The following is a 24,242-nucleotide window of genomic DNA, read 5'->3' as shown; positions in this document are numbered from 1 at the left end:
CTCCTCAGGCTGATCGGGGTGTGAGCCCCGCGGCATGAGCCTTGGGGGCGAAGCGCTGGCGGCTACCAGCTACCGCCTTCGGGGCGGTTGATCGTGGGCGGGACGTCGACGTCGGCGTAGTACTGGTCCACGCGCTCCCAACGGCCGTTCTCGTCAGCGCCGAGCGGGGCGGACACGCGACGGTTGATCTGCACGACCATGAGCCCACCGAGCGGCAGGTTCGTGCGGCCGTGAAGGACATCGACGATCGGGTCGAGAAGGTCGTCGACGTCGAGCGGTTTCTTCGGGAGGCCACGGCCGCGGATCTGGATCATCGGCTGCGCACGAGGCATCGTGATGTCGTCGCCGGCCCAGACGACGTTGATGGTGACGACCCGGTCGGGCGACTGCGGCATGATCTTCATGAAGATGCCCGTCTGCCCGGCCGGGTACGTGCCTGTGGGGTTCCAGGTGAGCCCGATTCCGGCGCTCGCGAGCACCTCCGCGAGACCTGTGGCGAGGACGGTGGTGTTGCTCATTGGAACGCACCCCCGAGCGTGTCGGAGACGATGCCGAGAGCCGTGTCGGCCTCGGTGCGCATCGGCTGCTCGAGGTACAGCGCCTGGCCCTTCGTGTGCCGCCAGTCGAGCTCGTAGTGCTGTCGGCGGGCGTACGGGCCCGGGTAGAACAGCTGCGCCTCGTCACCATCGACGGTGACCGAGGCGGACCCGACGAGCTGTCCCGTGCGGACCGGCGTGAGGCCTGCGGCGACACCGCGGATGTGCTCCATGCCGCGGGCGAGCGCGATGGGCATCAGCCCGTCCATGCCCTCGTCGACGCGGTGGAGGACCGCGAGGAAGTCTTCATCGTCGGCCACGGTGCGCCTCCTACTGGTTGCGGGATGCTCCGCGGTCGAGGTTCACGACGAGGTGGTCGGGGAGATCGAGGTCGCCGGACGTGAACGCGCCGGCTGTGATCACGGTCGCGACGTCGGCGCCGACGGTGACGCGGCTGCCGGGCGGGAACTTCGTCTCGTGTGATGCGTCGGTGTACAGGGTCGTTTCGGACACGACTTCCTCACCTGTGGAGGACCGCACGAGGCGACGCTTCGCTTCGGTGAAGCACGCCACGACGGCTGGGGCGGCGTACTGCGGTTCGCCGTACCCGTTCGTGTCTTGGAACGCTTCCACCGTCACCGTGTGGACGAAGAAGTCGTCGAGGTCGCTCACGAGTGGCTCACCGCCGCGTCCAGCAGGCCCCGGTTGCGGAGGAATGCGCGAGCCTCAGGGACGAGCTCACGGTACGCCTGCGCCCGCGCCGCGGCGGCGGATGCGGAATCCGCATACTCGATCACCGCGGTGCCGAGCTCCTTCCGCTTCTTCACCGACTGGGCGAGCACACCACCCGTCGCCGGGTCGATCTTCAACGCCACCCACGCGGCGGCCTGAATGCAGGTCGCGTCACGGAGCGCGTTCTTCACGTCCGTGTCGGTGGAGAGGCCCGTCTCCGGGTCGACGGGGTACGTCGCCGTCTTCGTCTCGTCGAGCACAAGGGACGTGCAGGAGCGGAGGATCTGCGCGGCGTTCGTCGGCGCGTCGGTGCCCGTCCATGCAGCGAGGTCAGCTGGTTCGGCCAGGGTCGTCGGGACCACGAACATGGGCGTCTCCTTGGATGGGATGGTGGGGTTGGCCCCAGCGCCCGTGGTGAGCGCTGGGGCCAGTGCGGGTCAGGCCCAGACGGGCGCGACGGGGAGGCCACGGATCACGCCGTGCGCCTTCTCGTTGCCGTACTCCAGGCCGATCTCGCCGTAGAGCTGCACGCGGTCGGACGCGCCGATCTTCGCGAGCTCTTCCTCGAAGAAGTGGCCCTTGCCCGGGATGTTCAGGAACACCGGGGCGAGCTGCTCGAGCGAGGTGACGTTGAACACGTCGGCCGGCAGCCAGCGGTCGAGCAGCACGTTGAACGTGCCGAAGTCCGTCTGGATGGTGGTGAAGTTGACACCGCCGACGTTCCGGGACTGCTCCTGGTACTTGCCGTACGCGCGGGCGTACGCCTCGGACAGGTTCCGCTTCTGCCGCGAGCCGACGATGATCGTCTGCGTCGCGCCCTCGCGCATGCCGCCGTTGTCGTAGACGCGCTGGAACAGCTCGTCGTAGGTGTCCTTCGTCGGGCCCGCGGTCGCGAGCTTCGACACGTCGACGGTGGCGGTGCCGATGTTGATCGGCGCGCCACCCTTCGTCGCGGAGACCTTGAACGCGTTCGTGGTCTTGCCGACGACGTAGTAGACGCGGTTCACCTTGATCGCGGTCGACGCGCCCACCGACGTGAACCGCACCGCGTCGTTGTCCGCGAGCGGCGTGGCGGTGTGGGTGATCGTGTCGGTCGCGGCGGCGAGGCCGGTGAACGCGGTGCCGAGGTCGATCACGTTGGTCGTGATGGCCTGCAGCAGACCCCGGGTCTTCCGGGCCGTGGTGTTGTCGACCGGCTTCTGGTACTGGCCGAGGATGAACGACGCTTCGACGTCGGTCGCCTTCGCCTTCAGCGCCTGCTCGATCTGCCACGGGAGTTCCGCGGTGACGGGGTTCGACGCGTCGTTGTTCACGCCGCTGTGCTGGCCGGTGGCGGCCTGCTTGGTGTACGACACCTCGACGGTCTCCTGGTGGATCTCCACCACGTTCGACACGTTCGCGCGGACACGCTGGTCCGAGTTCTGCGCGTTCGCGCCCTCGAGGCGGGACCGGTTCTCCTCCGGGGAACGGAGGTCGTAGGTCTGCCACTCGAACTCGGTCGACTTGGTCTCCTTGCCGCCGGTGAGGCCACCGATCGCGGAGAGGAGGGGGGTGTCGTCGGGCGAGATCTGGAAGAGCTCGCCGGTGTAGTTGGGCAGGTTGAAGGTCGTCCCCTGCCCGGTGATTCCAGCCATGCTGTTCTCCTTGGGTTCAGTTGCCGGTGGCGGTTTTCGCGGCTGCGATGGCCCGCTTCAGGCGGATGGTCTCCCGCCATTCGCCCTTCTCTGTCGCGGCCTTGAGCTGCGCTTCGAGGGACTGGACGGTCGGCCCCGTGTGTTCGCCGGCACCTGACCGGGCGGGGGGCTGCTTGAGTGCGGCGTTGGCCTGCAACGCCTTGGTGATCGCGGCCGTGATGGCCGCCTCATCGGTCGGCTCTGCCGACGCGATGGAGGTCTTGAACTCCTCGTTCGCGAGGAGGAGCTTCGCGTTCCCGCCGAGCGAGGGGGCGAGGAGGGCGACGGCGGTGGAGAGGTTCGCGGCCTTCACGTCGGCCTGCGCCTTCGTGAGCTCGCCGTCCTTCGACTGGATCTGCGTCGACAGGTCGGTGACGCGGGCCTTGAGCTTCTCAGGGTCGGTCTCCTCGGGTTCGCCTCCGGTGAGGAGCTTCGCGAATTCCGCGAGGGTGGACTTCTGCGCCTGTTCGACGGCGTCCTTGATGGCCTGCTCACGCTTCGTGCGCTCCTCGACGAGATCGCCCTTGACGTTCTGGATGAGCTTCCAGGCCTTGTCCGGGTCGAACTTCGACGGGTCGTCACCCCACGGCGGGGTGGAGCTCGAGGGCGGATCGGTGGGCGGGTCGCCTGCGCCGGTGCCGTCTCCCTCGTCCGTCATGAAGCGGATGCCCATGAGGGCGAGCTTCGACGGTCGCGCGGGGCCCGGCATGTAGACCGGTTCCGCATCGGCGTAGGTCGAGATGTCGATGAGGTCGTGCTGAGTGTTCGAGGCCTGCTCGGACATGATGGTTGTCTCCTTCGCCGGACCTGCCGGCAGTCGGTGGATGGGGATGAGCCCGCGCGAGGCGGGAGCTAGTCGCCCGCTGAACACACGGGCCGACCGCACGCCCACAGGAAGGCGGGCTGGTTGTCGATCAGCACGAGGGCGGCGAGCATCGAATCGAATTGGCATCGAGGACACTCGACGCCGGTGACGAACGGGCGTCCGAGATACATGTGAATTGCGGTCATGCGATGTCACCGGATTGGCTGGGGCAGCTTGATGCGCGGGTCGGTGAGGTCGACCTGTTCGCGGCGGGAGTCGCGGAGGAACCCGGTGTCGGCGATGAACGACCGCATCCGCGCCTGTTCATGCCGCAGCTTGCCGATCGCGTCGGCCCGCGCCTCGGGGGTGAGGGCGTACTCCGCCTGACGTTTCGCCTTCCGGATCTCCCGCTCGATCGCACGCTGCCGCTGCGACAGCGTGTACTCCCGCTGCAACTCCTCCGTCCACACACCCGGCTCGAGCTGCGTGATGCCCGGATACACCGGGATCAGGACGTGCGCACAGTTCGGGTGGAACAGCCCCGCCGCGGTCGCCTGCTCGATCGTGCCCGCGACCGGGATCACCGGGTCCGGGATCGGTTCAGCGGTGATGACACGCCCCTGCCATGGGAAGCACAGCGGGCACGGGTGCGCCGACGTCGGGACGGTGAAGTACTCCACCCCGATCGCACGCATCCGCGCCAGGTGTGACGCATTCTGCGCCCGCGCCGCCGCAGTCCGGACCGCCATCTCCACGTACGCGGAGAGCGACCAGTCCCGGCCGGAACGGTCTGTGAACCCGGTGACTCCCTGCGACACGAACACCCGCCACGCCATCGCCTGCGCCTGGGCTGGCGTGACGTCGTTCGACAGGACCTGGTAGATCGCACCGTGCGGGGCGATCATCTTGTAGATGTCGTCCGGGAGACGGGTGATGCGGCGCCGCACGTCTTCGAGCTCGGACACGATGTCGTCTCGGATCGCCTGCGCGGCGCGTTCCCCGTGCGGCATCGACAGGTCGAAGAACTCATCGTCGGGTAGCTGCAGCCCACGTCCCGGCGGGCGCCCACCTCCGGGCCCTCGGGAGCCGCCGCGGGCGTCCACACCGGCGGCACGGATCACAGCCTTCAGCGTCTTCGTCTGCCCGCGGGCGATGCCCGTACCCTCCACAATCGCGGCGGACACCATCGCCTGAGCGACACGATCACCACGTGCAAGGGACCTCACCACCCGCGAGACGAGCTCACGGATGCGAGGCAGCCCAGTGAAACCCTCCGACGTCCGCAGGATTCCGGTGACGCCACGGAGAAGCTGAACCTCGGCGAGCACGTACGCACCGATCAGGGTTGCTGCGTGCTGCGCCGCGGTCGGTTCAGTCTTCGTCGCCATCCTCAGGCTCCTCGCCGTCGTCGGGCTTCTCCTGGTCGGTGGGGTCGAACGGCGACATGATCGGGTCACGCATCGCCGCCTGATCGAGTTCGTCGCGGATGCCGTCGGCTTCCACCTTGACCTCGTCGTCGTCCCAGTCGGGGTGAACGGTGCGGACGATGGTCTCCCGGGTCGCTGCGCGGGCAGCGTCGAGCAGCTGCGCGGTGCGGGCCATCTTCTCCGGGTCCGCCTGCGACACAGGCGCGAACACCACGTCGGGTGCGGAGGTCAGGTCTCCGACGTCGGTGCCGCCGAACACGGCCTTGTCGATCTCGAGCGCCGCGAGCGACCAGCGTGCGAGCGCGGCCTTCGCGTACAGGGCCTTCTTGTCGCGGGTGCGTTCCGAGTCGGACAGGTCAGCCTGCACATCGGTCGCGGTTCGTTCCCCCCTCGCGTCGTCGAGGCCGAGGTGAGACTCGGAGTACCCGACAGCGGACGCGAGCTCCTTCTTCAACCCGTTGATGGTGTCGAGGTGCTCCTGCACCCGGATAGCGAACTGCGCGATCGTGATCCCACCGCTGTTGTCGGTCGACTTCCCGAGGCCACCCGCGACGGGGGTGAACACCTGCCGGTACAGGTCCGCGGTGGAACCCTGCCCGGGACCGTTCACGGTGAGGAACTCCTCCGGCATGATGAGCCGGCCCTGCCCGTTCTCGATGTCGCGCATGAGGGACGACCATGTCATGTCGACCTTGTCGAGGATGTCCTGCACGCCGTCGAGGTCGGAGCGTCCGAGGTATGCGAGGGGGCCGAGCTTCCGCCAGTCCCTCACGGGGCGTGCGTTCGGCATGTACGCGACCGCGAGACGGTCGGAGCCGGTCGCGATCTTCACCGACTGGGGGAGTTCCCCGTCGAGGACGTCGTAGTCCGCCGGTGTACGGAGGGACGCATAATGCGCCGTCTCTGGGCGTTCCTCGATCTGCACCGGCTTGCCGAGGGTGCGGGCGGTGCCGCGGTACAGGGTGAACTCGACGGTGCCGCGCTGGTGCTCTTCGACGAGGCGGTACACCTCGTTGCCGTCGTGGTACTCGGACCACAGCTTCACCGACCACAGGCGGCCGTGACGGAACGTGGGGATGGCGGAGTCAGCGGCGTACGCCTTCGGGAAGACGTGGTCCTGCAGCTCCTTATCCCACGCGACCGCGATGTACGACCCGCCGAGCGCGGCAGCGTACTCACCAGCGAGCAGGAGTTCCGCGTGCGCCTCATCGGCGCCGATGATCTCGTCGAGGCGGTCCTGCGCCGGGTGGGTCCACTTCGTGACCGGCTCACCGTCCGCCGGCGCCGCGTCCGGGGTTGGGTTGCGGAACACGACCTGCGGGGCTTCACCGAACAGGAGGTCCGCCGACAGGGTGCACAGGTCCGCGGCGAGCGGCAGGTGCATCCGCATCCGCTTCTCGTCCGGCACCACGGGCTGCCCGACGAACATCTTCGACAGAGAACCGAGGATGCCGCCCCGGTACGCGCGCCCGTTGACGGTGTGCGTGGGCGCTGCAGCGGCCGCCTGCCCGGAGTAGATCTCCGCGAGGGTCTGCGCGTCTCCGGTGTACCAGGCGTCGAGCTCGCGGAATCGGGCGAACGCGATGTCGAATGGTTCGGGAGGCCACGTGTCAGCCATGCGGGCCTCCGTTTCAGGCAGCGAGAGCGAAGTCGATGCGGGAACGCCAGATGCGCTCGGTCGTGACGACGGAGTAGCGTCCGCCGTCGAGTGAGTGGTCCGCGACCTTGATCGGCTTGTCGACGCCCTTCAGCGTCGCCTCCGGGTCCCACGCGTAACCGGGTGCTTCGGCGATGAAGCCGGGGCATCCGCGATCAGGGTTCTGCGTGGTGGGGCGGGCGACGAGCAGCTTCCCTGCGGCGAGGAGGGAAGCGACGGTGCGGATGCCGTACAGCACCTCGTTGTCGGCCTGCGCTGCGGTGACGCCGTCGGAGTGGAGCTGCACCATGAACGATGCGGCCGACGGGTCGAGGATCACGTACCGGGGTCGGAGGCGTGTCCCTGTGGACGGTGGCAGGTGGTTCTCGTCGAGCCATGCCCGCAGCCGTTCGGAGAGCTGCGCATCGGTGAGTTTCTGCTGCGCCGTCTTCGAGTCGTGCCGGAACTCGTCGACGAAGAACAGGCGCCGGCGGGGGCGCCCGTACCCGTCGTGCTCGGCGCTGATGCCGAGGATGATCGCTGCGGTCGGGTTTGTGGTGCCGTAGTCCACGCCCACGGCGATGAGTTCCTGCATCTCGGGCAGGTCGTCCCACGGGATCGTGTGGATGTCGGGGTCCCACATGTCGAAGATCGCGCCCTCGGCGGCGACCCACTCGCCGAGCACGAACCGCTTGTACCAGAGGCCCGTGAACTCGGCCTTGATCGACAGCTTGTACTGCTCGGTCAGGCCTGGGTTGTCGTCGAGGGTGAAGTGGAACGACACCCAGCCGACGAGGTCGGTGCCGATGCGGTCGAGGAACTTGACCTTCAGCCAGTGCGCCGGCGAGTCCGGGTTGGTCGTGCCGAAGAGTTGCGCGTTCGGTGGGCTCATACGGCCCAGCAGCTGGGTGAAGAACTCCTCCGGGATGACGGTGACCTCATCCACGTACGCGAGAGCGACCGTGAGACCACGGAGCACCTTCTCCGCCTTCGCATCCGACGCGCCGAGGACGTGCACGGTGCGGCCCAGGATCTTCGCCGTCGGCGCACCCGAGTTGTAGGACACGAGGAACGCGAGCCGGCCGAACAGGGCCGGGTCCATCAGCGGGGCGAACACGTTCCGGTACGCCGAGTCACGGGTGCGGGCGACGACGACGATCGCGCCTCCACGCGCGAACACCACCGCGATGAGGAACCGCAGCAGCGACACGATCGTCTTGCCCGACCGGATCGCGCCCTCGAGGATGTTCACGCGTGCCTTCATGCCACGCAACGCGGTCTGCTGCGTCGCACCCAGGCAGGAGAGCACGGGGGCGCCGTCGAGCACGTCAACCATCCGCAGGCTCCAGCCCCAACTCCCGCGCCAGAGCACCCAGCAGCGACTCCGCCGACCCGACACCACGGTCGTCATCAGCCCGCTCGAGCTCGCGGGCCTCCTTCAGATAGTTCGCGATCGACGTCGAGATGTTCCGCTCATCGTTCGACGGCACATAGTCCAGTGTCCGCGTCGACTGCTCGCCCGGGCCCGACGGCACCAACGTCTTGAACGTCTCCGCCTCCACAGACGACAGCAGCTTCTCCACACGCCCGTACAGGCGAGAACGGATCAGCGTCCGACGTGCACGCGCATCCACCTCGACAGCAGCAGAAGCCGCCGCGGTCGCCGACCGGTCGAACGACAACCCCTCACCCTTCGCCCAACGAGAGATCGTCGACGCCGAGACGCCGAGCTCACGCGCTATGGCGTTGCACGACATGCCCTCGTCGAACAGCTTCCGCGCGCGTACACGTGCGTGAGAGTCGAACGTTGCTGGCTTCGCCATGTGCGTTCACCTCTTCGACGGGCGCCTGTCCCGCGTCTGGGGCTCTCGCCGTTGTCGGCGTCGAGTGGGATGGTGTGGGTATGGCGAAGTATGTGCTGCACTATGGCGGGCAGAGGTTCGAGACGAACGATGGTCGGGTCCTCGCGGATCTGCGTAACGACGGCGGGGAGATCGCCGAGGGGACGGTGCAGTTCCGTCTCGCTGATGACCGGTGGCTCACGATCCTGGTGTCGCCGTCTATCCCGATGGCGCTGGAGGAGTTCCCCGAGCCGGAGCCGGCTCGTGCGTCGCGGGGTTCGGTGCGTCGCATCCGGTGAGGAAGCTTCAGGCCTGGTCGGTCCATCCGTGGTCGATGAAGACTTGGGCGAAGTCGGCGGGAGTGACGGCTCCGTAGGGGCGTTGGTCTGCGAACAGGTGGATGCCGCCGGCTTGGAGTGCGAGGTCGGCGAGCTGTGAGCAGATCAGCCGGTCGGGGGATGCGACGCGTTCGCGGATGAACCGTGGGGTGTGTTGTTTCAGGAGTGAGGCGATGCCGGCGTAGACGAAGTCGATCCAGGAGTACTCGGTGCCTTCGGCGTCGAATGCCCAGTCTGCGATGGCGTCGGCTTGGTCGGGGGTGAGGTTGAACCGGGACCAGGTGATGCGGTCGCCTCGGTCGGGGTAGTAGCTGGTGGGGCGGAGGATCGCGCCTCTTGGTTCCGCGGAGACGCAGATGTCGTTCCCGATGCCGATCACAACGTGATTATGAGCCGACCTCGTGACCACCTGGACGAGGCGTGCCGCCCACCCGTGTCCGGAGATGATCGCGACCTGACCGATCATGGCGACCTCCGGGGTTACTCGCGTCCGCGGTCTACCCAGCGGGCGGTGAACACGATGCATCCGTGTGACCACTGCGGCGCCACCTGGCCATACGCGACCTGACCGGCGAGGATGCGATACGTCTCCGCCTGGTCGAGGTTGTTCTGGTCGGCCGCCTGCTCTGCCTTGTCGAGGAGGCGGGACACGCGGTCATCCATTGGACGGCTCCCTCGGTTCGTCGTGACGAGTGAGGCGGTGTTCGAGGGCGTCTGCTGCCTGCTGCAGCACCTCCGTGTCGGGCGCCTTCTGCGCGCCTCCGGGGATCTCGAACGTGAACGCTTCGGATGGGACGACTTCGCGGCCGTCGAGGCTGGCGTGTGTGACGAGCCACCCGGTGGTGCCGTCGTCCCACTCGACCGGCTGGGTCGTGGGGCCGCACACGCAGTCGTCGGAGGTGATGTCGTGCTCGATGAGGTCACCGTCTGGCACGAAGTGCACGGTGCTCATGCGGTGGGCTCCGTGACCTCTTCAGCGGCCGGGCGTTCGAGGCCTGCGACGTGGAGGGCGGCGTCGACTTCGGAGAGCCAGTGGAGGCGGTCCGAGAGGGGTGCGTCGATGAGGACGCGTGACCCGTCGACGACGTACCAGAGCAGCCACTCCACGGAGGCGCGTTCGGCTTCCTGCTTCGCGGTCTGCTTCCGTTGCCGCAGGATGTGGTCGAGGGCGCCGTCGATTGCGCGCCCGGCCTTACCCGTGAACACGCTCCCGCTCCATCATGATGCTCACCCCTTCATTCGGTGGGTGTGAAGCCGGCGGGGTTTAACCCCTAGAGGATCTCCTCGAACCGGTGTCGTTTGCCTTCGAAGCAGAGGGCCAGCATCCCCGCGGTGGCGCGTTCGCCCTGCAGGTTCGAGAACCAGGACGACCCGTTGTCGGATGCGGGGCCGACGAACACGTACCGTCCGTCTCCGGACTGGTACTTGCGGTGGGAGTGGAAGTGGCCGGCGAGGAGGACGTCGGCATCCCAGGTGGGCATGCGGCCGTGGTCCTGCTTGCCCCACCAGTCGCCGAGGCGGTCGGGGGAGTTGACCTGGTGGCCGTGGACCATGCCGACGCGGAGCGTGCCGAGGTCGACGGTCATGGATTCCATGAGCTTGTCGGGGAAGCGGAACTCGACGTTCGGGAACACGTCGAGGATGCGTTGCGTGTCCTCGAGCTGCCGGGCGACGGCGATACCGAAGTCGGCGTGCGGGTTCCCGGCGTCCTGCTTGATGCCTGTGCGCCACCGGCCGTGATTACTGGGGATGGTGGCATCGATGATGCGGTCGACCTCGGGGGCGAGCATCTTCAACGATTGGAGGTTGATGGCGAACATCTGCCGCAGCATGTGGGGCAGGTCGAGGTCGTTGGTGTCTCGTTGCGAGTTGGTGGAGCAGGCGTTCTCGATGCCGTCGCCGGTGCGTGCGAGGAGCACGGTGCGGGGGCGGTACTCACGTACGTACTCGACGAAGCCGGCGTACGACGTCAGGACGCGCTCTTCAGTCTCCGGGGTGCCGCCGTTGAAGTCCGTCTTGCCCCACTGCTCGTCGGTGGGTTGCAGGACTGCGACGTCGACGAGGTGGTCGCGTTTCGCGGGGACGAACGTGAAGCCCTCGATGAACCGCGCCGCGGCCTCCCAGTCCACGGACGCGACGGCGTCGTCGACGATGGGGCGGACGTTGTTGAGCTTGTTCCAGTACCCGCCGGCGGGGTTCGATGTGACACCGTAGTTGAACGTGACCCGGTCGGGGTCCTGGCCCTTCGACCGCAGCCATGCGCGCCACTCGTCGAGCCCCCACGGGGTGTCGGACATGCGGACAGCCTGTTTGATGGTGCCGTCCGAACTCGCCTCTTCCGAGTTGCCGCCGACATACGTTGTGGGTGCCTTCTGGCCGGGGAGCGGCTGACCTTCGCGAGCACGGCGCCGCCACTTGTTGACCGCGGACTTCGCGATGCCCCACTTCGCTGCGACCTTGTCGCCGCTGATGCCGTCGACATCGAGAACGTCGGTCACGAACTCGGGGTTGTCGAACAGCTTCGATGCGTCGGCCACGTCGCCCTCCCTACCGGGGGTGTCGGAGGTGCCGCATCACGCGGGAGACCGCGGTGAGGAGCATGAACGCTGCGGCGTACACGAGGGCGAAGCCTCGGGGGAGTCCACGAGACATGGTGGCCTCCCATGTCGGTCGCCGTCGATACGCTTCGGGCATGACTGCCAACCTCACTGCTGCGAAGTCGCAGGCGAAGATGATCGGGAACGCGCTCAACGGGAGTAGCTCGGCGCTGCAGGTGCTCGGGAACATCGGGCATGACCCGAAGCCGGAGGTGCTGCTGGCGGTGGCCGCAGCGCATGCTCAGAACTCGCTGGCTGCGCTGATCTCTGAAGTGGAGCAGCTGCGCTCGGAGGTCACCCGGCTCCGTGCCGAGGTCGACCGCCGCAAGCGGTAGACGCGCGAAAGGCCGCGCCCGAGCGGGTGCGACCTATCACGACTATTATACACACGGCGGGGGTGGGAAGTCTGTCAAGTCGTCGCTGTGTCTTCCCTGGGAACCTCGCGCATCGGGCCGTCCCATGCGCCGCCCGAGAGTTCGTGGAGGTACGCGGCGAACGCGGCAGGCTCTTCACTGGGTTGGATTCTGTTCGCCTCGCAGTACTCGTCGAACGTCACGCTTCCCTCCACTCCACATCGACGACGCCGTGCGCGGCGCATGTCGCCTGCCTACCCATCGCGAGCCCGTACGCGCCCGCCGACCGGTGCTCATCGCACACGGGTCGAGGGTCGCACGCGCAGGACAGGACCGCCACCCATTTCGCGCGGGCCGTGCATGGGGCGTCGGGGTATCCGTGCACCCATGCCGGCCATGTCAGGGAACACTGTGGACGCTTCGGCGGCCGCTCCTTCGTGAGTGCCGCGAGCTCGGCGTCGAGGTCATCCATCAGCGGACCCAACATCGTCGGTTTCAGGGCACGCGCATCCTTCGCAGGGACAGTGCCGCTCGTATCCGTTCCGCAGCGGCCCGATGCAACCCGGACCCGAGCAGCCAGCACACCGGGTCATCGCTCAGACCTCGAATCATGAGATTCTGGGTCTGGTTTCACGTCGAGCGATTCCAAGCGCCGCAGCATGTCGATGAAGTGTGCGAGGCTCACCGTGGCTTGCACCGAGTACTCGACCTCTCCTCCCGACGACAACAGTCGGACCTTTGAGTCCTTGCCTACGTTCATGCTCGCTCCTTCGATCCTGAAACGTGCGGTTCTGAGTGCGAGCAACAGCTCACGAATGAATGGATCGCTCTCCTCCATGGCGGCATCCACTACCTTCTGCGCGATCTCTTCTGGTGTCTCAGTCACGGCCGGACCCTTCTACGTGCGTTTCCGGGTCACGGTTTCGACGCGCATCCCAGCCGGCGCAGAACAGAAGGTGCTCGCTCTTGCGGATGACGGGGTCAGCGCTGACGCCGTACGCCTTCCTGTAGTCGGACCAGTCCTCGGCGCGTTGCCAGCGCTCGTCCTCGGTCAGCGGCGTGGTCGTGTCGGGTAGTGCGTCGGTCATCGTTCGTCCTCTCGTCCAGTAACTGCCGTTCTCGGGTTCATGCGGACCTCCTCAGGTACTTCGCGATCAGAGTCGCCTTGACTCGTTCGGGCCGTTCCGCGTCGGCCTGCGCTTTCCGGCCCTCCGCCTTCCGTAACGCCACGAACGTGGCCACCATGTCGTCGTACTCATCCGGTGCGTAGAAGTGGCCCGCCTCGCAGACGATGCGCTGCACGTCCCCGGGGAACGCGGGCGGGTACACGGCAAGCCGTTGGCCGCACCCGTCGAACACGCACGGTGCGGCCGCGAACCGGGGACGCTCCACCCGCGGCCAGCGGGCATTCATGCGCCACACGTCCCGGATACCCTCGTCGAACTCGTCAACGTCTTCCGGGGCGAGGGTGAGGATCTCGTCGAGCCGGTCCCGCAACCACCCGGTCATGTACCGGACCGCCTGGGACCCTTCCTCCGATGTCGTCGTGGGCGGCAGGCCGATCACGGTGCCCGACCTGCGCCGCCACGCCCGCCGTGCCACCGCCGGGGGGCGGACCTCGAGATAGTCGGCCCAGATGCTGCACCAGTACACCAGGAGGGCGTACAGCTCGTTCACGTCCCCGTGCGCGGTCTCGTTGAACGGCAGGGGCGCGTCGTCGCCGCTGTTGCTGACCCGTTCCCCGACCTGCGCGCCTCCCGGGTTCACGTGCCCGAGGATGTGGGACGCGAGCTCGGGTGCCTGGATGAGGGCTTGTTCGATGCGGCCCCAGCAGCGGGCACAGTAGGCGCCGTGCCGGGCCGGGAGGAGGTCGTCGGAGTCGGCGCGGGTGCAGCCTCGACGGCAGGGGACGTCGTAGTTCACGGTTGCTCCTTCGGATGGCAGGTGGCGCACGTAGGGTTCGCGCACCCGTACGGGGTCTTGCATTTCGCGCAACATCTCGGTTCCCTCGTGCGGGGTTGAGGGTCCGGGGCGTACCGTTCCCGGATCATGTGCCCGACTCGTTCGCGATCTCGAGCAGCACGTCGGCATGGCACGGCTGATCCAGTGGGCACCAGCAGGCGAGGTTCTTCCCCGCGAGCTCGGCGCGTACCCCTTCGACCGTGAACGAGAGCAGCCCTGCACGCAGGTAGGTGCGGAACTCCTCGACGGCCACGGCTCGGGCCTCACGCACGGTCGACTCATGGGCGAACGCGGGGCGGCGATCCGCGCGCCGGACGACCCAGCACATGCCGCCGACCTCCGCCTCGTCGCAGTGCTCGTGCGTGATCTTGAACGGATTGCCCCACTTCGACGGGCGGGCGACGACGACCGTGTTCTCCGGCTTCCGCCACCCCTTCCGACGCGACAACTGGATACGCTCGGGCATCAGTCGCCCTCCTCTCGGGTACGGATACCCAGCGGCGACCCATCGCAAATCGGCCCATCCCCAGGAAGGGCCGCACACCGACGGCACCCGTCGAACTCGGGATCGAAGTCGTGCTCAATCGCAAGCAGAGCGCCGCGAGCCATCCTTCGGTAATCGTCCCGGTGCCCCTCCGCCGCAGTCCGCCACGAATCACGCCCCCACGGCACTGTGACGGCATCGGCATCCCAGATCGCCCGTGCGACCCGCTCCACAAGCCCGACGGGATGCTCCGTCATCACACGGATATTCCAGTCGCCCTCATCACCACGTTTCGGTCGGGACAGTGGAAGCACCGTTTCTGGGACGTTCAACAGCTCATCGAACGTGAACAGTTCAGTCATGATTCCCCTCCTGAGTAGGTTCCACACGTGCACTCCCACGCACAGGTGCATGGGTCTGCCCCGCGCTGAAACTCCTCCGCCTCCTTGGTCGGTTCAGGGGTGCGGATAGCGAACGCGATGGACGAGGCCGCCTCATCCCAGCCCGTCACCCAGTCGCCCAGGTCGTGCTGGCGGGCCGCACGGGCACCGGACTCGTCATGCTCGTGACCCTCCGCGATGCGCAGGCACCGCAAACGCTCTGCCGACACCGCCTGGGCAACGCGCCGTTCGATCGCATCGAGTCCCGCCAACTCTTGGATCAGTGCGAGGGCACCGCTGTAGCTGATCGCCGTCGAGAAGGACACGGCTCGCGCTGCCTGATCGTTTACCGCTTCCTCCACGAGCGGGAGGATCGCGTCAGCGAGAGCCGCCCGGTAATCGCGCGGTGACGTGTTCTCATCTGAGGCGAGGTCGTGCTCACGGATCAGATCGACCAGCTCGCGTCGCAGGTCTTCACTCGACATCAGGGGACTCCTCCGTAAGGCGTTCGATCTTGCACTTACTGCACGACAGGACGATGTACCCCGACAACCACAACTCACGGTGCGCGCCGGAACACGGGCGGGCGACATGCTCCGGACGGTCCTTCTGCGCCCGGAAAACGATCGGGCCACTCACTCGCGGAGGCTTCACACGCTCAGGCATCAGGGGACTCCTTCCGGGCGGTACGAGCGGCTTCGAGAGCGTCACGCTCGGCTTCTGCTTCGTCGGCCCGCTTACGCTCAGCGGCGAGAGCATCCGCGAGGGCGCCGATGTAGCCCTCCAGCTCGGTCGGGCTGGCGTCACCGGACTCCGCGCTCGCGCGCGCCTCCGCGATCAGGGCGTCGATGTCGGTCACGACGCGACCTCCCACTCGGTTTCAGCGACGATGTGGGACACGACCTCCATGCCCGTCTCACCGTTCTTCCCGAACCATGCGGGCGGGGTGGCTACGAACAGCTCCGCGCAGTGGCGGTCACGCTGCGGGTAGATCACATGCATGGTGTCATCGAACGTGACCCGGACCGCCCACTTCACTTTCGCGTGCTCCGCGAGGTTCACCGGCAGGACACCATCCGCGGCCGCCTGCACACGGTCGCCCTGCAGGCGCTCGACCTCCGCAGCCAGGGTCACCGTGCGTTCCGTCGCGACCTCATGCAGGCGACGCAGCTGTTCGAGCTCGGCTTCCGCCTTGTCGGCCCGAATCACCGCCTTCGCCAACGACGCCGCGAGGCCGTCGTTGCGTTCCTGCTCGACCTGCAGCCGGGCCCAGAGCTCTTCTGAGCCGAGCACTCGCCCGGCCGTCGTCGTCTCAGAACGGGGTGTCGTCGCCATACGAACCACCTCCCGCCGGCGCGGTCGCCCACCCGTCATCCGCCTGCGGCGCCGGACGGTTCGACTGCGCGCGAGTGACCTGGGCGGTCGCGAATCGCAGGTCGGGCCCGAACGCGTCGGCCGTGACATCCCACGCCGTGCGCTTCTCGCCCTGCTTGTCCTCGTAGGACCGCTGCGTCAGCCGGCCCACAACAACAACGCGGGTGCCCTTCTCGAGCTGTGCTGCGTTCTCCGCGAGCTGCTCCCAGAGGGTGACGCGGTGGAAGTCGGTCTCCTCCTGGTCGCCACGCTTCCGGTTCACGGCGACGGTCACGTTGCCGACGGCCTTCCCGTTCGCCGTGAACCTGAGTTCGACGGGGGACGTGAGGTTCCCGATGAGGCTGATCTGGGTCATGCTGCTCTCCTTCGTTCGGTTTGGATCTGCGCTCTCAGGCGCTCGGTGTGCTCGTCGTAGTCACGACGCAGGGTTTCCGCCGGGGACGGGATGAACCGTTCCCGGGTGATGCGTGCCTTCCTGCCGCGGGCGCGGCGCATGAAGTCGTCGAACTCCCGGTCGTAGTGAGTGATCGCGGTCATGCGGCCTCCTTGATCGAGCACTCCGCGCAGTAGCCGCCGACGAACCGGTGACGGCACTCGCCCTTCCTGGGCGGGCGGGCTGACGGCTTCGCCTTCTGTGCGGCGTCCCACGCCTTCCGGGCGCGGCGGGCATCACCGCACGGGCCGCACTTCTGGGTGGTGCCGGTCGGGTGTTTGGGGCAGAACTCCGAGGGGGGTGTCGCGCCTCGCGCGTCCCCCTCCCTGTTCCCTTCCCTTCCCTTCCCCTCCTGCGACGAGTCCTCGCGAGACGCTCGCGAGGACTCGCGAGCGTCGTCGGAACCTGCTGGCGCGGGGATCGAGGACTTCGACGGGCGATCCACCTTCTGGTGCTCTGCCCACTTCGCGAAGACGTAGTAGCCACGGCCCTCGACCTCGTAGGAGACGATCTGCCCACCCTCGTTCATGTGCGTCAGATGGTCGTGTACATCGTCAGCGGTCACGTCGTCATCGAGCGGCCACACGGCTGCCTTGATCAGCGCCGGGTTCGCCTTAAACCGGCCGTAGTCGTCGGCGTAGTTGAACAGGCCGAGCATCGTCAGGCGGGCGAGCTTGGGAAGCCGGGCGACGTCCTCCGACTCCCAGAACTCGGGCTTCACGGTGCGGATGCGTCGGGCCATCAGCCGGCCCTCCGATGCGTAGCCGTCCAGGCGTCGTTCGCGGCCTTGATCGCGCCTCGGCACACCTCACACCAGCAGCCCCAGTTGCGTCCCGTGCTGAGCCCGTGGCGGGCGATGGGAGCGATTCCCCCGTTCGCCTCGGTGAGGGCACGGCGTCGAACATTGCCGGTCTGCTGAGCCTTGGTGTTTGCAGCCCGGCAAACGTCGCAGCGGCATCCGCGCTTCTTGTATGCGCTCTCACCATGCTCGACGACTTTGGGTTTCCACTGCGTCGCGAGCCCCTCAGCCTTGCGCCAGCGCAGGACCGTGAGGGGAGCGACACCGTAGTGCCGCACGATGCGGCTGTCGCTCAGCCCCGCCGCGACGAACAGGGGGAGCAGTTCGTGCTTCACCGCCATCACGCCACCGCCCCGTGGATGCCGTACAGCGCGAGGATCTCTTGAGCCTCCGCCGCGACGAGCTGGTGCTTCGTGCCGTCGGAGTTCAGTCGCCACGACGTGCCGTCGGGGAACCGGAGCGGGATGATGCGGGCAAGCTCGAGCGTGGCCTCGTTCGTGGCTCGCTTCACGAGCCGCACGCCACGGTGGATGAGCTTCTCCCGGTCGGGACCGGTGGCGTCTTCCTTCCACACGTTGCACAGCTGGCATGCGGCGATCAGGTTCGCGGGGTCGTCGAGGATCGGGGACCCGCCAGCACCCCGGCCGGCACGGTGGTCAGCGCATGTGGCGTGCACGGTGCAGAACGGGCCACGGATGACGCACATGCGGTGGTCGCGGTCGAGGACCCGGTTGATGATCTTCGTCGACGTCATGCCGCCTGCTCCCTCTTCCGGCGGCCTGTGGTGGACCGCTTCGGGAGCCCGAGACGTTCCCGCACCGACCCGACGGAAGACGGGGAGAGGCCGAGCGCACCAGCGATGCGGTTGTCCGTCCAGAGTTGCCCGTTCAGGACTGCGATCGCGGCATCCCTCAACTCGCGGTCGTGGCGGCCAGCGGCTGCGGTGACGCCGCGCACCGAGTTTGTGACCCCGAGGGCGATGAGCTTGGGGACCTGCGTGTCACACCGCTCCGCCTGCGGCACGAGGGCCCGGTACACGTCGTTGGGGAGTTCGATTCCGACGTGGACGCTCATGCTGCTCGCCTCCTCGTCGTCTTCTTCTTCCGGGTTGCGTCGAGCGCGTCGAGGGCCATGTCGGCGAAGTGCTCGATCAGGCGGGGCCGGGTCTCACCGCACGCGCAGCGTTCGCCGTAGCAGTCGACACCGGCGACGTGGTGCGCGTGGTCGAAGGTCGGCGTACCCTGGGCAGCCGATGAAGTACTGGCGGACTTCTCCTGCATGACCGTCTTGGAAATCTGGAGCGTCACCTTTACGCTCCGCGCGGTGGAGACCGCCGACACCATTGAGACCCTGCTCACGCTCGCGACCTTCGTGCTTGCCTGCATCGAGCTCATGCCGCAACCGCCTGCCGGACGTCGCCGAGCCGCTCCCAGGCGACTTCGATCGCGAGGGCGGCTTGCTGGGGTACGACACCGTTGCCGAGCATGCGGAGCATCTGGTTGCGACTGATGCCCGCAACATCGGTGACCCAGCCTGCAGGGAGGCCCATCATCCACTCGACGAACTCGGGTGCGAGCCGCTGTGATCCGCCGCGGCCGTCCGGGTTCGTCGGGGACGGGGCTACTCGTCCGAGAACTCGTTCCCACCGTCGGATGGCGGGTTCGTAAGCTCCCCAACGAGTTCCTTCGCCACTCCACTCAGGAGTAACTCGTCGGATCTCGCTCCGCTCCGTCGCACGTGACCGCCCAGCCCCTCCGACGAGGTCGGCGTCGGAAGCAGACGCGCTTCCGCGCCGAGATTCCGGGCGTGCCCGTTCCCTGTGGTCGGCTCTGTCGTCGGTGTCGGGAGCAGCTTCCACAACGTGGTCAGCAGGTCGTCCCCGCCCGAGCCTGGTCGGTTCGATCGGGCGTAGTCGGGCCCGGAGGCCGACAGCTTCGCTTCGGGCGTCGGGAGCAATCGCATGGCGTCCGTCAGCGAAGTCCCCGAGTGCATCCGCCCGGTCGTGGTCGTGTGGCGTGCTGACGAGGCGGAATCCGTCACCACTGGTGTCGGAAGGACGACGGTGCGCGACGACGAATACGCGGAACCGTCCGTGCGGGGCACCTGCGTCGGACGCGCGAAGGCCGACCCACTCCGTGTCGAACCCGAGGTCGGAAAGGTCTCCGAGTACACGTCCGAGTGCTCGGAGAGCAGGTCGATCCGGGGCGACTCCCAGCAGTCCCTGCTCGTGCTCCACGTCGCTATCGGCTCGCGCACTGTACGCACCTCTCACGTTCTCCCAGACCACGACCGACGGTCGGGTGGCGGCGATGCACTCCCGCATCTGCACCCACAGGTTCGAGCGGGTGCCCTCCGTCATGCCCCGACGTCGGCCAGCGGCCGACAGGTCCTGGCACGGTGTGCCGCCGGTCACGATGTCCACCGGCTCGACCTGCGACCAGTCGACCCGGGTCATGTCCCCGAGGTTCGGCACGCCCGGCCAGTGATGCTCGAGCACACGCGACGGGGCGTCCTCGAACTCCGCGAACCACTCGGTACGTGCGGCGAAGAACTCCTCGACGGCCAGGTCGAGTCCGCCGTAGCCGGAGCACAGGGAGCCGATCGTGAGCGCGCTCATGCGGTCACCGTCCGGACCTCGAGGATCTTGTCGAACGGGTAACGGTCGGTCCACGAGTACGCGGTCTCGACGGAGACCGTCGTCTTGTTCACGCGTGCGACCTTGTGCCAGCCGTACGGGGTGCGGACATGCGTCGCTCCGAGGATGTCGTCGCGGGTAAGCCGCACCCGGGCGGCCTCCACCGCGGCCGCGACCTCCCGGGCGGCACGGTGCTCGGCGTCCCGCTCAGCCTGCACCGCGGCCACGGCCTCGTCGACTCGCCGCTCGGTCGCGGCGGCGCGGGCACGGTACGCCGCCCGGGTGTCGCGCTTCATGCTGCAGCCTTCTCTCGTGCGTATCGGGCGCGTTCGTCACGGCCGAGGCCGCCCCAGATGCCGTAGCGTTCGTGGTGCTCGATCGCGTAGTCGAGGCACTGCTGACGGACCGGGCAGGTGGCGCAGATCGCTTTCGCTTGCGCACCACCGTCACCGCCGGCTTCGGGGAACCACGGGTCGCTGGAGATCTGGGCGCACGTGGCGAGTTCCTTCCACCGTTCCGGGTCCTCACCTCGGGACGACGGCGGGGGAGTGATGCGGGGCAGGGGGATGCTCATCGGGAGCCTCCGGAGTTGTAGAGCGTCGCGATGACGCGGTTGATGTTCTGCATGCCGAAGAGCCGCGCCTGCAGCGCCTTCTGGAGTTCCTCGGCGGCGTGGAGGATTGTCTTCGCGTCGTCGAACTTCCGCTTCAGCTCGAGGGTCGACAGGTCCGCCTCCTTGCGGGCCATGGCGACGGTGCTCTGCCCGGACTGGAGCATCGCCCGGGCATGGCCCTCGATGAACTCGCGCTCCGCGGTATACCGGTCGGCCCACATCTGCTTGATCGCGGGCACCGACGCTTCGAGGCGCTTCCCGATCTCCACGATCAGGTACTCCAGCTCGACGGGGTTCATCGGCTCGTAGTCGACGAGCTCACCGGTTTCGAGGTTTGCGAGCTCGGTCACGACAGACGCTCCTGCCCGAGGACGCTGATCTTGTCGAGGGTGTCCTTGTCGGCGCCGGCCTTGCGGGCCTCCTGCCAGATCGCGCGGATCTCTCCGATCGTCTCCGCGGCTTCGGCTTCGATGAGCCACTCGCGCGCTTCACCGTCGTCGACGGCGGCGGAGAGGTCGGACTTCGACCACAGTTCGAGGCCGGCCCCGAATCGCATCCCTGCGTTGCGGAGCGCGTCGCCGATGGCTTCCTTCACCGCGTTCGGGCCGGTCTTGCCCTGGGAGTCGCCGTAGCCGAGTCGGGTGACGCCGCCGACGGTGAGCCTGATCCAGAGGCCGCCGTTCCGGTCGAACGTGGGTAGGCCCTGCTCGTCGAACGAGACGGGCTCCCACGACCACTCGGGGTCCGCTTCGAGGAGGCGGTTCGTGAGGTCGGCGTGACCCCAGTAGGCGATGTGGAACGACTTCACGTGGTAACCGCCGCAGTAGATGCCGTCGGCGGAGACGTTCTTCCCGTTCTGCTCCTTGCAGCCGAGCTTGTTCTTGTCGTCGCGGTTGGCGGCCTTCGTGAGGTAGTGGATCTGGTCGGACGGGACGGGTTCGCGCATCTTCGCGAGCGCGTCGATGGTGTCGGTCATGCTGCACCTCGCAGGGTGATCGTGAGGCGACCCTTCGTCGGGGTAGACCTCAGGTACTTCTCGAACGTGTCGGGGTCGGCTTCCTTGAGCGCGGTCTGGTCGAATCGCTTGGAGAAGCCGTCCTTCGAGCGGGTGAGGTTCGCCAGCGAGCCCTCGAACCGGCGAGGCTTGCCGTCGAGATGGTCCTCGATGCGCGCCTTCGCTGCGTCGGCGCGTGCTTTCGCGGCGTCGGCGATCTCCGCGAGGGTCGCGTACTCCGTGAGAAGCGCGTCGAGCTCCGCCGCGTCCTCGTCGGCGGCTACCGCGAGGGTGAAGAACTCGTCGGCGACTTCTTCAAGCTCCGCGACTCGTTTCGCGTCCCACTCGATGAGGAAGTCCTTCGGGAACGGGTAGAGGGGGATGCCGTTGTCGTGCGGCTCGAACACGAGCCGGGCCCGCCGACGGCCGGTGACGCGCATCTGCCATAGCGCCTGGTCGATGTAACGCCCGGGAGCGTCGGAGAGAACGGCCCAGTCGTGCACGGTCGTCTTGTACTCGCCGACCTCGTCCGGTCCGATGCCGTCGGGGGTGGCAGCGAACTCGGGCCGGTCGGAGGCTGCGACGAGCGCCTTGGATGGGCGGATGCCGAACGCCGACTGCGCGTAGGCGGCGATGAATGGTTCACGCTCGTTGCCGTGCTGCATCGCGGCGTTACGGAAGTCTCGGCCACGGCCGGCCTTCTCGGCCCGGATAGCGGCCCAGACCCCGGCTCCGCCGCGCGCGAGTCGGGCGACGTCGGTCGCGGTGACGACGGGGCGCCGCGCTTCGAGCCACCCGTCGCGGTCCTCGCCGGAGTGGAGGATGATGAACGGCTCGCTCACAGGTCGTCCCTCCCTGCGTCGGCGAGGTCGATGACCTGCTCGTAGTAGTCGTCCGGGTTGATGACCTGCTCGGCGTAGTCGTCCGGGTAGATGAGGTCGTCCCACCCGGTGATGCTCTGGTAGGTCATGCGTCTGCCCTCAGTTCGGTGATGGTGAACTCGAAGCGGGGTTCGCAGCCCTTCTCGTACCGGATCTCCGGCATGTGCTTGACCATGTAGGCGCGGGTATCGTCGGGGACGACTTCCGCGTCGACGAGGCCGTCGCACAGCGGCTTCAGGGTGGCGACGATGTTCTCGTCGTCCCGGCGCCGGCGGGTGTTCACGAACCAGACGAGGCGGACCTCGCACCGGTCGAGCTCGGGGATGTGGCGGGCCTTCGCGTGCATCAGGTGCCGCAGGTCGGCGATGATCCTCGCTTCCGCCATCTTGTGGAGGCGCTGGTTCATCGACAGGGGTGCTTTCGCCCACGGGAACACGAACGTCGTCGTGAAGGGGCCCGGCTGGTCCTGCACCTGCTCGGCTTCGGCGTACCCGTTTCCGTCCCAGTTCACGAGCGGGCCTCCTCACGAGAGACCGACGTCGGGCAGTCGTCTGCGCGGCAGTGCCCCCAACGGAAGCCCGCCCAATGACCGTTACCGTCCGGGCAAATGCCGAGCTGGTCACGCCACCACGAGAGGGTGTGCGATTCGTCTGGGTTACGCAGCTCGTCAACCCATGACTCGATGACGTTCCGCTCACTGCGCCCGTCGAAGTCGGACCAGTCACCGCGGATCGCCTCCGCGTACTCCAGCATCGCTTGCTGGAGCGCCTCAACCGGGGTCACCATGCCGGCCCTCCCTTGAACGGCGCGAACATGTCGCGGATGAACGGCATCGGGTTGAAGACGTCTTCACGGGTGGCCCGGGTGATCGCTTCGAGAACGAGGTCGACGAGCGGGGCGTCCACGATGACCGCGCCGACCGTGTCCGGGTCTTCCGCGAGGGGGCCGGTGAACGTGAACCCGTGGCCGTCGATCACGGCATGCGATGCACGCTCCAGCAGCACCGCGAGGTACTCGCCCTCGGGGAGGGTGATGATCGTGTCGTCCTGGCGGAGCTCCACGGTGATGTCGGTCGGGCAGACGGACAGCAGGTGCGTGGTGACCTGCGTCGGCCCGTTTGGATTGGTTTCGGCGACCCGGTACGTGATGGTGGTCGTGCGACCCTCCACCACGGGTTCGTCGATGTCGTAGAAGGTCATGCGGTCACGACCTTCCCGCCATGGAGCCGGTACCACGTATCGGCCTTGATCTTCTTGCCGTCGACGAGGACCCCAGCCGCGCCCACGATGTTCCACTCGGCGTCGCGTTCGACGAGGAGCAGGGCGGTGCCGACGATGCCGCGGGCTCGACCGTCGTAGCCTGTCGCGGTAGCGACTGACTTGTCCCCGGAGGCGGTCGCCGCGCCGTAGTCCCCGGAGGCGGTCGCCGCGCCGGAGTACCCGGAGGCGGTCGCCGCGCCGGAGTACCCGGAGGCGGTCGCCGCGCCGTTCGCAACCTCCGCCTTCACGGCGGTGTTCATTCGCTTCGACGTAGCACCTTCGACGGGCTTCGCGTTCTTGAACACGAAGTCGACCTGCGCCTTGATCAGGCCAGTGGGGTCGAGCTTCGCGCCGATTGTGATTTTCCGGGCGGCGACCTTCGAGTCGTCCGTGTCGGTGTCGACGTCTTCGAGTTCGACCTGGTGGTACACCGACTTCGCCGGCGGGTAGTACTTGAGGACGTCGAGCGGCATCGTCACGGCGTGGAAGC

At 67.5% G+C, this 24,242-nt stretch carries 43 protein-coding genes; 2 read left to right on the top strand and 41 right to left on the bottom strand.

The window, feature by feature from the left end:
* Positions 1-62: 62 nt before the first annotated feature.
* The 10 genes from ABIQ69_RS11525 to ABIQ69_RS11480 all read right to left on the bottom strand — a co-directional run bounded on the left by ABIQ69_RS11525 (position 63) and on the right by ABIQ69_RS11480 (position 8,632).
* Positions 63-518: a minor capsid protein gene (locus ABIQ69_RS11525; protein ID WP_350347260.1), complete on the bottom strand. Its 456-nt coding sequence runs from the start codon at positions 516-518 to the stop codon at positions 63-65.
* Entirely contained in the window at positions 515-856 is a 342-nt protein-coding gene (locus tag ABIQ69_RS11520; protein ID WP_350347259.1) for a hypothetical protein, read from the bottom strand. The genes ABIQ69_RS11525 and ABIQ69_RS11520 overlap by 4 nt, the downstream gene beginning before the upstream one ends.
* 10 nt (positions 857-866) lie before the next feature.
* Entirely contained in the window at positions 867-1,208 is a 342-nt protein-coding gene (locus tag ABIQ69_RS11515) for a hypothetical protein (protein WP_350347258.1), read from the bottom strand.
* Positions 1,205-1,636, bottom strand: coding sequence for a hypothetical protein (locus ABIQ69_RS11510; RefSeq protein ID WP_350347257.1), 432 nt, complete (start codon positions 1,634-1,636; stop codon positions 1,205-1,207). The genes ABIQ69_RS11515 and ABIQ69_RS11510 overlap by 4 nt, the downstream gene beginning before the upstream one ends.
* 69 nt (positions 1,637-1,705) lie before the next feature.
* Positions 1,706-2,902, bottom strand: coding sequence for a DUF5309 family protein (locus ABIQ69_RS11505; RefSeq protein ID WP_350347256.1), 1,197 nt, complete (start codon positions 2,900-2,902; stop codon positions 1,706-1,708).
* Positions 2,903-2,918: 16 nt separating this feature from the next.
* Positions 2,919-3,725 carry a hypothetical protein gene (locus ABIQ69_RS11500; RefSeq protein WP_350347255.1) on the bottom strand — a complete coding sequence of 269 codons (807 nt, stop codon included), beginning with the start codon at positions 3,723-3,725 and terminating at the stop codon, positions 2,919-2,921.
* A 233-nt stretch (positions 3,726-3,958) separates the two neighbouring features.
* On the bottom strand, positions 3,959-4,933 hold the full coding sequence (locus tag ABIQ69_RS11495) for a phage minor capsid protein (protein ID WP_350347254.1): 975 nt from the start codon (positions 4,931-4,933) through the stop codon (positions 3,959-3,961).
* A 184-nt stretch (positions 4,934-5,117) separates the two neighbouring features.
* Positions 5,118-6,791: a phage portal protein gene (locus ABIQ69_RS11490; RefSeq protein WP_350347253.1), complete on the bottom strand. Its 1,674-nt coding sequence runs from the start codon at positions 6,789-6,791 to the stop codon at positions 5,118-5,120.
* A gap of 13 nt (positions 6,792-6,804) precedes the next feature.
* Positions 6,805-8,145, bottom strand: coding sequence for a phage terminase large subunit (locus ABIQ69_RS11485; RefSeq protein WP_350347252.1), 1,341 nt, complete (start codon positions 8,143-8,145; stop codon positions 6,805-6,807).
* Positions 8,138-8,632, bottom strand: coding sequence for a helix-turn-helix domain-containing protein (locus tag ABIQ69_RS11480; protein ID WP_350347251.1), 495 nt, complete (start codon positions 8,630-8,632; stop codon positions 8,138-8,140). Before ABIQ69_RS11480 ends, ABIQ69_RS11485 begins: the two co-directional genes overlap by 8 nt.
* A gap of 80 nt (positions 8,633-8,712) precedes the next feature.
* On the opposite strand from ABIQ69_RS11480, the gene ABIQ69_RS11475 reads away from it, so the two are divergent.
* Positions 8,713-8,949, top strand: coding sequence for a hypothetical protein (locus ABIQ69_RS11475; protein ID WP_350347250.1), 237 nt, complete (start codon positions 8,713-8,715; stop codon positions 8,947-8,949).
* A gap of 7 nt (positions 8,950-8,956) precedes the next feature.
* Here ABIQ69_RS11475 and ABIQ69_RS11470 read toward each other — a convergent pair whose 3' ends face one another.
* The 5 genes from ABIQ69_RS11470 to ABIQ69_RS11450 form a co-directional block, all read right to left on the bottom strand.
* Positions 8,957-9,454: a hypothetical protein gene (locus ABIQ69_RS11470; RefSeq protein ID WP_350347249.1), complete on the bottom strand. Its 498-nt coding sequence runs from the start codon at positions 9,452-9,454 to the stop codon at positions 8,957-8,959.
* A gap of 14 nt (positions 9,455-9,468) precedes the next feature.
* Positions 9,469-9,639 (bottom strand): hypothetical protein, encoded by a 171-nt coding sequence (locus tag ABIQ69_RS11465; protein ID WP_350347248.1) that lies wholly within the window; start codon positions 9,637-9,639, stop codon positions 9,469-9,471.
* 4 nt (positions 9,640-9,643) lie between these two features.
* Positions 9,644-9,940, bottom strand: coding sequence for a hypothetical protein (locus ABIQ69_RS11460; protein WP_350347247.1), 297 nt, complete (start codon positions 9,938-9,940; stop codon positions 9,644-9,646).
* Entirely contained in the window at positions 9,937-10,194 is a 258-nt protein-coding gene (locus tag ABIQ69_RS11455; RefSeq protein WP_350347246.1) for a hypothetical protein, read from the bottom strand. Before ABIQ69_RS11455 ends, ABIQ69_RS11460 begins: the two co-directional genes overlap by 4 nt.
* A 65-nt stretch (positions 10,195-10,259) precedes the next feature.
* Complete coding sequence (locus tag ABIQ69_RS11450; protein ID WP_350347245.1) at positions 10,260-11,525, bottom strand: hypothetical protein; 1,266 nt, start codon at positions 11,523-11,525, stop codon at positions 10,260-10,262.
* A gap of 155 nt (positions 11,526-11,680) precedes the next feature.
* Between ABIQ69_RS11450 and ABIQ69_RS11445 the strand changes: the two genes are divergently transcribed.
* Positions 11,681-11,920 (top strand): hypothetical protein, encoded by a 240-nt coding sequence (locus tag ABIQ69_RS11445; RefSeq protein ID WP_350347244.1) that lies wholly within the window; start codon positions 11,681-11,683, stop codon positions 11,918-11,920.
* Between the two features lie 607 nt (positions 11,921-12,527).
* Here ABIQ69_RS11445 and ABIQ69_RS11440 read toward each other — a convergent pair.
* The 26 genes from ABIQ69_RS11440 to ABIQ69_RS11315 all read right to left on the bottom strand — a co-directional run bounded on the left by ABIQ69_RS11440 (position 12,528) and on the right by ABIQ69_RS11315 (position 24,225).
* Complete coding sequence (locus tag ABIQ69_RS11440; RefSeq protein ID WP_350347243.1) at positions 12,528-12,824, bottom strand: hypothetical protein; 297 nt, start codon at positions 12,822-12,824, stop codon at positions 12,528-12,530.
* On the bottom strand, positions 12,817-13,026 hold the full coding sequence (locus tag ABIQ69_RS11435) for a hypothetical protein (RefSeq protein WP_350347242.1): 210 nt from the start codon (positions 13,024-13,026) through the stop codon (positions 12,817-12,819). Before ABIQ69_RS11435 ends, ABIQ69_RS11440 begins: the two co-directional genes overlap by 8 nt.
* Positions 13,027-13,063: 37 nt before the next feature.
* Positions 13,064-13,861 carry a hypothetical protein gene (locus ABIQ69_RS11430; protein ID WP_350347241.1) on the bottom strand — a complete coding sequence of 266 codons (798 nt, stop codon included), beginning with the start codon at positions 13,859-13,861 and terminating at the stop codon, positions 13,064-13,066.
* A gap of 124 nt (positions 13,862-13,985) precedes the next feature.
* Positions 13,986-14,366: a DUF4326 domain-containing protein gene (locus ABIQ69_RS11425; RefSeq protein WP_350347240.1), complete on the bottom strand. Its 381-nt coding sequence runs from the start codon at positions 14,364-14,366 to the stop codon at positions 13,986-13,988.
* Positions 14,366-14,746: a hypothetical protein gene (locus tag ABIQ69_RS11420; RefSeq protein ID WP_350347239.1), complete on the bottom strand. Its 381-nt coding sequence runs from the start codon at positions 14,744-14,746 to the stop codon at positions 14,366-14,368. Before ABIQ69_RS11420 ends, ABIQ69_RS11425 begins: the two co-directional genes overlap by 1 nt.
* A complete protein-coding gene (locus tag ABIQ69_RS11415; protein ID WP_350347238.1) occupies positions 14,743-15,249 on the bottom strand; it encodes a hypothetical protein in 507 nt (168 codons plus the stop codon). The genes ABIQ69_RS11420 and ABIQ69_RS11415 overlap by 4 nt, the downstream gene beginning before the upstream one ends.
* Before the next feature lie 173 nt (positions 15,250-15,422).
* Complete coding sequence (locus ABIQ69_RS11410) at positions 15,423-15,623, bottom strand: hypothetical protein (protein WP_350347237.1); 201 nt, start codon at positions 15,621-15,623, stop codon at positions 15,423-15,425.
* Entirely contained in the window at positions 15,620-16,099 is a 480-nt protein-coding gene (locus tag ABIQ69_RS11405; protein ID WP_350347236.1) for a hypothetical protein, read from the bottom strand. Before ABIQ69_RS11405 ends, ABIQ69_RS11410 begins: the two co-directional genes overlap by 4 nt.
* On the bottom strand, positions 16,077-16,493 hold the full coding sequence (ssb, locus tag ABIQ69_RS11400) for a single-stranded DNA-binding protein (protein ID WP_350347235.1): 417 nt from the start codon (positions 16,491-16,493) through the stop codon (positions 16,077-16,079). The genes ABIQ69_RS11405 and ssb overlap by 23 nt, the downstream gene beginning before the upstream one ends.
* Entirely contained in the window at positions 16,490-16,675 is a 186-nt protein-coding gene (locus tag ABIQ69_RS11395) for a hypothetical protein (protein ID WP_350347234.1), read from the bottom strand. The genes ssb and ABIQ69_RS11395 overlap by 4 nt, the downstream gene beginning before the upstream one ends.
* Positions 16,672-17,313, bottom strand: coding sequence for a hypothetical protein (locus ABIQ69_RS11390; protein WP_350347233.1), 642 nt, complete (start codon positions 17,311-17,313; stop codon positions 16,672-16,674). The genes ABIQ69_RS11395 and ABIQ69_RS11390 overlap by 4 nt, the downstream gene beginning before the upstream one ends.
* Positions 17,313-17,705, bottom strand: coding sequence for a hypothetical protein (locus tag ABIQ69_RS11385; protein WP_350347232.1), 393 nt, complete (start codon positions 17,703-17,705; stop codon positions 17,313-17,315). Before ABIQ69_RS11385 ends, ABIQ69_RS11390 begins: the two co-directional genes overlap by 1 nt.
* A 5-nt stretch (positions 17,706-17,710) precedes the next feature.
* Positions 17,711-18,124, bottom strand: a complete 414-nt coding sequence (locus ABIQ69_RS11380; protein ID WP_350347231.1) for a hypothetical protein — start codon at positions 18,122-18,124, stop codon at positions 17,711-17,713.
* Positions 18,121-18,444 (bottom strand): hypothetical protein, encoded by a 324-nt coding sequence (locus ABIQ69_RS11375; protein ID WP_350347230.1) that lies wholly within the window; start codon positions 18,442-18,444, stop codon positions 18,121-18,123. The genes ABIQ69_RS11380 and ABIQ69_RS11375 overlap by 4 nt, the downstream gene beginning before the upstream one ends.
* Complete coding sequence (locus ABIQ69_RS11370) at positions 18,441-18,764, bottom strand: hypothetical protein (protein ID WP_350347229.1); 324 nt, start codon at positions 18,762-18,764, stop codon at positions 18,441-18,443. Before ABIQ69_RS11370 ends, ABIQ69_RS11375 begins: the two co-directional genes overlap by 4 nt.
* On the bottom strand, positions 18,761-19,987 hold the full coding sequence (locus ABIQ69_RS11365; protein WP_350347228.1) for a DNA cytosine methyltransferase: 1,227 nt from the start codon (positions 19,985-19,987) through the stop codon (positions 18,761-18,763). Before ABIQ69_RS11365 ends, ABIQ69_RS11370 begins: the two co-directional genes overlap by 4 nt.
* Positions 19,984-20,301: a hypothetical protein gene (locus ABIQ69_RS11360; protein WP_350347227.1), complete on the bottom strand. Its 318-nt coding sequence runs from the start codon at positions 20,299-20,301 to the stop codon at positions 19,984-19,986. Before ABIQ69_RS11360 ends, ABIQ69_RS11365 begins: the two co-directional genes overlap by 4 nt.
* The gene (locus tag ABIQ69_RS11355) at positions 20,298-20,579 is read right to left on the bottom strand and encodes a WhiB family transcriptional regulator (protein ID WP_350347226.1); all 282 of its coding nucleotides are present in this window, start codon (positions 20,577-20,579) and stop codon (positions 20,298-20,300) included. The genes ABIQ69_RS11360 and ABIQ69_RS11355 overlap by 4 nt, the downstream gene beginning before the upstream one ends.
* Complete coding sequence (locus ABIQ69_RS11350) at positions 20,576-20,968, bottom strand: hypothetical protein (protein ID WP_350347225.1); 393 nt, start codon at positions 20,966-20,968, stop codon at positions 20,576-20,578. Before ABIQ69_RS11350 ends, ABIQ69_RS11355 begins: the two co-directional genes overlap by 4 nt.
* Positions 20,965-21,594: a hypothetical protein gene (locus tag ABIQ69_RS11345; RefSeq protein ID WP_350347224.1), complete on the bottom strand. Its 630-nt coding sequence runs from the start codon at positions 21,592-21,594 to the stop codon at positions 20,965-20,967. Before ABIQ69_RS11345 ends, ABIQ69_RS11350 begins: the two co-directional genes overlap by 4 nt.
* The gene (locus ABIQ69_RS11340) at positions 21,591-22,454 is read right to left on the bottom strand and encodes a YqaJ viral recombinase family protein (protein ID WP_350347223.1); all 864 of its coding nucleotides are present in this window, start codon (positions 22,452-22,454) and stop codon (positions 21,591-21,593) included. Before ABIQ69_RS11340 ends, ABIQ69_RS11345 begins: the two co-directional genes overlap by 4 nt.
* Entirely contained in the window at positions 22,451-22,582 is a 132-nt protein-coding gene (locus ABIQ69_RS11335) for a hypothetical protein (protein ID WP_350347222.1), read from the bottom strand. The genes ABIQ69_RS11340 and ABIQ69_RS11335 overlap by 4 nt, the downstream gene beginning before the upstream one ends.
* Entirely contained in the window at positions 22,579-23,004 is a 426-nt protein-coding gene (locus tag ABIQ69_RS11330; RefSeq protein WP_350347221.1) for a hypothetical protein, read from the bottom strand. Before ABIQ69_RS11330 ends, ABIQ69_RS11335 begins: the two co-directional genes overlap by 4 nt.
* Complete coding sequence (locus tag ABIQ69_RS11325) at positions 23,001-23,279, bottom strand: hypothetical protein (RefSeq protein WP_350347220.1); 279 nt, start codon at positions 23,277-23,279, stop codon at positions 23,001-23,003. Before ABIQ69_RS11325 ends, ABIQ69_RS11330 begins: the two co-directional genes overlap by 4 nt.
* Positions 23,273-23,692, bottom strand: a complete 420-nt coding sequence (locus ABIQ69_RS11320; RefSeq protein ID WP_350347219.1) for a hypothetical protein — start codon at positions 23,690-23,692, stop codon at positions 23,273-23,275. Before ABIQ69_RS11320 ends, ABIQ69_RS11325 begins: the two co-directional genes overlap by 7 nt.
* Positions 23,689-24,225 (bottom strand): hypothetical protein, encoded by a 537-nt coding sequence (locus ABIQ69_RS11315; protein WP_350347218.1) that lies wholly within the window; start codon positions 24,223-24,225, stop codon positions 23,689-23,691. The genes ABIQ69_RS11320 and ABIQ69_RS11315 overlap by 4 nt, the downstream gene beginning before the upstream one ends.
* Positions 24,226-24,242: the final 17 nt, after the last annotated feature.

It is taken from the genome of Agromyces sp. G08B096 (assembly GCF_040267705.1).
Classification (GTDB): Bacteria; Actinomycetota; Actinomycetes; order Actinomycetales; family Microbacteriaceae; genus Agromyces.
The sequence above is the reverse complement of the archived record's forward strand: the minus strand, read 5'-3'. Positions and strand labels throughout refer to the sequence as shown.